The 4,381-nt window shown below is 66.6% G+C and carries 4 protein-coding genes; all 4 read left to right on the forward strand.

The window, feature by feature from the left end; translation table 11 throughout:
- The coding region (trpB, locus tag Q8O80_RS00340; RefSeq protein ID WP_305575740.1) for a tryptophan synthase subunit beta at window positions 1-924 on the forward strand (924 nt) is incomplete at its 5' end.
- Window positions 921-1,745: a tryptophan synthase subunit alpha gene (gene trpA, locus Q8O80_RS00345; protein ID WP_305575742.1), complete on the forward strand. Its 825-nt coding sequence runs from the start codon at window positions 921-923 to the stop codon at window positions 1,743-1,745. The genes trpB and trpA, both read left to right, overlap by 4 nt.
- Window positions 1,746-1,961: 216 nt before the next feature.
- Window positions 1,962-2,942, forward strand: coding sequence for an acetyl-CoA carboxylase, carboxyltransferase subunit beta (gene accD, locus Q8O80_RS00350; protein ID WP_305575744.1), 981 nt, complete (start codon window positions 1,962-1,964; stop codon window positions 2,940-2,942).
- Window positions 2,943-3,151: 209 nt separating this feature from the next.
- A partial coding sequence (locus Q8O80_RS00355; protein WP_305575746.1) for a folylpolyglutamate synthase/dihydrofolate synthase family protein occupies window positions 3,152-4,381 on the forward strand: 1,230 nt, incomplete at its 3' end.

A 4,381-nucleotide genomic window follows, 5' to 3' on the forward strand; every position in this document is an offset into this window, starting at 1 on the left:
AATAATTGCCTGGGCCAGATCCTCTTGGCCCGGCGCATGGGCAAGACCCGGGTAATCGCGGAAACCGGCGCCGGCCAGCATGGCGTGGCCACGGCCACCGTCTGCGCCAAGTTCGATCTGCCCTGCACCATTTTCATGGGCGCCACCGACGTCGAGCGGCAAATGCCCAATGTGCTGCGCATGAAAATGCTGGGCGCCGAAGTGCGCGCGGTGACCGCGGGCGCCGGCACGCTCAAGGACGCCATGAACGAGGCGCTGCGCGACTGGGTGACCAATGTCGACAGCACCTATTATCTGATCGGCACGGCGGCGGGCCCGCACCCCTATCCCGAAATGGTGCGCGACTTCCAGAGCGTGATCGGCACCGAGATCAAGCAGCAGTTTGCCGAGGCTGAAGGCGGCCTGCCGGACGCCGTGGTGGCCTGCGTCGGCGGCGGCAGCAATGCCATTGGCGCCTTCCATGCCTTTCTCGACGATGCCGACGTCAGGCTCTACGGCGCCGAAGCGGGCGGGCACGGCATCGATGTCGAAAACGGCCACGCCGCCAGCATGACCGGCGGCCGCCCCGGCGTGCTGCACGGCAACCGCACCTATCTGCTGCAGGACGGTGACGGGCAGATTCTGGAGGGCCATTCGATTTCGGCGGGGCTCGACTACCCCGGCGTCGGCCCCGAGCATTCCTTCCTGCATGATACAAAGCGGGTGACCTATGCACCCATCACCGACGATGAGGCGCTGGCAGCCTTCCAGCTGTGCACCAGGCTCGAAGGCATCATCCCGGCGCTGGAAAGCGCCCATGGGCTGGCGCAGTTGATGAAGATCGCGCCGACCATGGGCGAGGAGCAGTCAATCGTGCTGTGCCTGTCCGGGCGCGGCGACAAGGACGTCGAGAGCGTCGGCAAATATCTGGGGCTGCTCAAATGACCACACGCATCGACACGCGGTTTGCCGCGCTCAAGGCCGAAGGCCGCCCGGCGCTGGTGACCTTCATCATGGCGGGCGACCCCGATCTGGCGACGGGCCAGGCAATCCTGGAGGCGCTGCCGCAGGCGGGGGCCGACATTATCGAGCTGGGCATGCCGTTCTCCGATCCGATGGCCGATGGCGTCGCCATCCAGCTGGGCGGACAGCGGGCGCTGGCGGCCGGGCAGACGCTGCGCGGCGTGCTCGGCATGGTGGAGGATTTCCGCCGCAAGGACGAGACCACCCCGATCGTGCTGATGGGCTATTACAACCCGATCTACAGTTTCGGCGTGCCCGCCTTTGTCACCGCGGCCAAGGCTGCCGGGGTCGATGGGCTGATCATTGTCGATCTGCCGCCCGAGGAAGATGACGAATTGTGCCTGCCGGCCATGGCCGCCGGGCTCAACTTCATCCGGCTGACCACGCCGACCACCGATGACAAGCGCCTGCCGGCGGTGCTCAGGAACACCTCGGGCTTTGTCTATTATGTGTCGATGACCGGCGTCACCGGCGCGGCGATCAAGTCGCGCGGCGCGGTGGGTGAAGCGGTGGACCGCATCAAGCGCCATACCGACCTGCCGGTAGCGGTGGGTTTCGGCATCAAGACGGCCGAGGATGCTGCCGATATCGGCAAGCATGCCGATGGCATCGTGGTGGGCACGGTGCTGGTCGATGCGGTGGCCCGCTCGCTGGTCGATGGCAAGGCCGGCCCCACCACGGTGAGCGCGGTGCGCGAGCTGGTCGCCGATATCTTTGCCGGGGTGAAGCGGGCGCGGGGGTAACCCCCGCCCGACCTCCCCCTGGAGGGGGAGGGACAGACCCTGCATCCGGCACGATCGCGCCCGCCAGCGAAACGGTCCCTCTCCCTCCAGGGGGAGGCTAGGTAGGGGGACTGTGCACAGGCACCACGCCACCCTTTGCCCTCCTGCCCTCACCCTGATAAGAAATGCCACAATTTCAAGCTTAGGTGACGCCTGTGTCACCACGCGAGGCCCGCCATGAACTGGATCGATAACTTCGTCCGCCCCAAAATCCGCTCCATTCTGGGCGACAGGTCGCAGATTGCCGAGAATTTGTGGGTCAAGGATCCCGAGTCCGGCGAGATGGTGTTCTATCGCGATCTCGAGGCCAATCAGTGGGTGGTGCCCAATTCGGGCTACCACATGAAGATCAAGCCGGCTGACCGGCTGAAGACATTCTTTGACGACGGCGCCTACAAGCTGGTCCAGCTGCCCAGCGTGCCGCTCGATCCGCTGAAATTCCGCGACCAGAAGCGCTATACCGACCGCCTCAAGGAGAGCCGGGCCAAGACCGGCTATGACGATGCCGTGCTGGTGGCGACCGGCAAGCTGTTCGAGCGCGCCATTACCGTGGCGGTGCAGGATTTCGATTTCATGGGCGGCTCGCTCGGCATGGCGGCCGGCCAGGGCATCATTACCGGGCTGGAGACCGCGGCCAATAGCAAGACGCCATTCGTGCTGTTCGTCGCTTCGGGCGGCGCGCGCATGCAGGAAGGCGTGCTCAGCCTGATGCAGATGCCGCGCACCACCGTGGCCGTGCTGCGGCTGCGCGAGGCCGGCCTGCCGTTCTTTGTGGTGTTCACCGATCCGACCACGGGCGGCGTCACCGCCTCCTACGCCATGCTGGGCGATGTGCATATTGCCGAACCCGGCGCGCGCATCGGCTTTGCCGGCGCCCGGGTGATCGAGCAGACCATTCGCGAGAAGCTGCCCAAGGGCTTCCAGCGCTCCGAATATCTCTATGAACACGGCATGGTGGACATGGTGGTGCATCGCCACGATCTGCGCTCCACCATCGGCTCGCTCGCCGCCATCCTGACCCGGAACGATGCGCCCGACGCCCTGGCCAGTACCGCCGTGACCACCATCGCGCGCAGCACGATGCGTGACGCCGCCGTGGCGGCCGAGGGCGACGATGGCGATCTGGATACCCCGCCTCAGGCAGCCCATGCCGAATAGCGGGCCTGCCCCGCTTTAGGCGACCCAGAACACCAGGGACGCCGCCGGCGTCCTTGCGATGTCTTCTGGCCCCGACAACCACACCGGTCAGCCAGCGTCGATACGCCCTGGGGCTTTTCGGGGCTATATTGACGACACTGCGCGGAAGCCCTTGAGCCGGCCCGGCCCGGCGGCGTAAACCGGGGCTCCACGAGCTCTGGTGAACCCTCATGTCGCGAACCGATGCCATCCTCAAGCGCCTGGCGCAGCTGCACCCCAAGCTGATCGATCTCAGCCTGGAGCGCATGATGCCGCTGCTGGAGGCGATGGGGCGGCCGCAGGACAATCTGCCGCCGGTAATCCATGTTGCGGGCACCAATGGCAAGGGCTCGACGATTGCCTATCTGCGCGCCTTTCTCGAGGCCGCCGGCAAGAGCGTGCATGTCTATAATTCCCCGCATCTGGTGCGCTTCAACGAGCGCATTCGCCTCGCCGGCAAACTGGTCGGCACGCGCCGGCTCAACCAGGTGCTCGAGCGGGTCGAGGCGGTCAATGCGGGGCGGCCGATCACGTTTTTCGAGGTGACCACCGTGGCCGCCCTGGTGCTCTTTGCCGAAACTGCAGCGGATTATCTGCTGCTCGAAACCGGCATGGGCGGCACCTATGACACCACCAATGTGGTGGCGCAGCCGCTGGGGGTGATCATCACCCCGGTGGCGCTGGACCATCAGGGATTTCTGGGCACCACCATTGCCGAGATCGCCGCCAACAAGGCCGGCATTCTCAAGCGCGGCAGCCAGGCGGTGATCGGGCTGCAGCAGGACGCGGCGCATGCGGTGATCGAGCGGGCCGCCCGGCGGCTGGGGGTCAGGCCGATCTGGCAGGGCGAGGATTTCCACGGTGCGGCCCAGGATGGCCGGCTGGTCTATCAGGACGAGGACGGGCTGCTCGACCTGCCGCCGCCGGCGCTGATCGGCGCCCACCAGTTTGACAATGCGGCGCTGGCGATTGCCGCGACGCGGCATTTCGGTCTGCCGGTCGATGCGGCGGCGCTGGCCCAGGGCCTGCGCCAGGTGGTGTGGCCGGCGCGCATGATGGCGCTGCATGGCCGGCTGCGCGATGTGCTGGGGCCGGGCGGCGAGCTGTGGCTGGATGGCGGGCACAATGAGCACGGCGCCACCGCCCTGGCCCGGGTCATCGCCGAGATGAACCAGACACGGCCAGCGCCGCTGGTGCTGATCATGGGCATGATGAACACGCGCCATCCGGCAGATTTTCTCAAACCGTTTGCCGGCCAGGTGCAGCAGATCTTCACGCTGACCGTGCCGGGCGAGCCCAATGCCCACAAGGCCGAGACGATTGCCGGAATGGCGCGCGCGGCCGGGTTTGCGGCCGCCGCCAAACGCTCGATCCTGTCGGCGCTGCAGGCGGCAGCCGCAATCCCCCATGCACGGGTGTTG

Source organism: Devosia sp. (assembly GCF_030689745.1).
GTDB classification, from domain to species: Bacteria; Pseudomonadota; Alphaproteobacteria; order Rhizobiales; family Devosiaceae; genus Devosia; species Devosia alba.

Excerpts from the sequence above, each read along its gene's own strand:
- trpA (WP_305575742.1), top strand. The coding sequence starts at position 921 with ATGACCACACGCATCGACACGCGGTTTGCCGCGCTCAAGGCCGAAGGC.
- accD (WP_305575744.1), top strand. The coding sequence starts at position 1,962 with ATGAACTGGATCGATAACTTCGTCCGCCCCAAAATCCGCTCCATTCTG.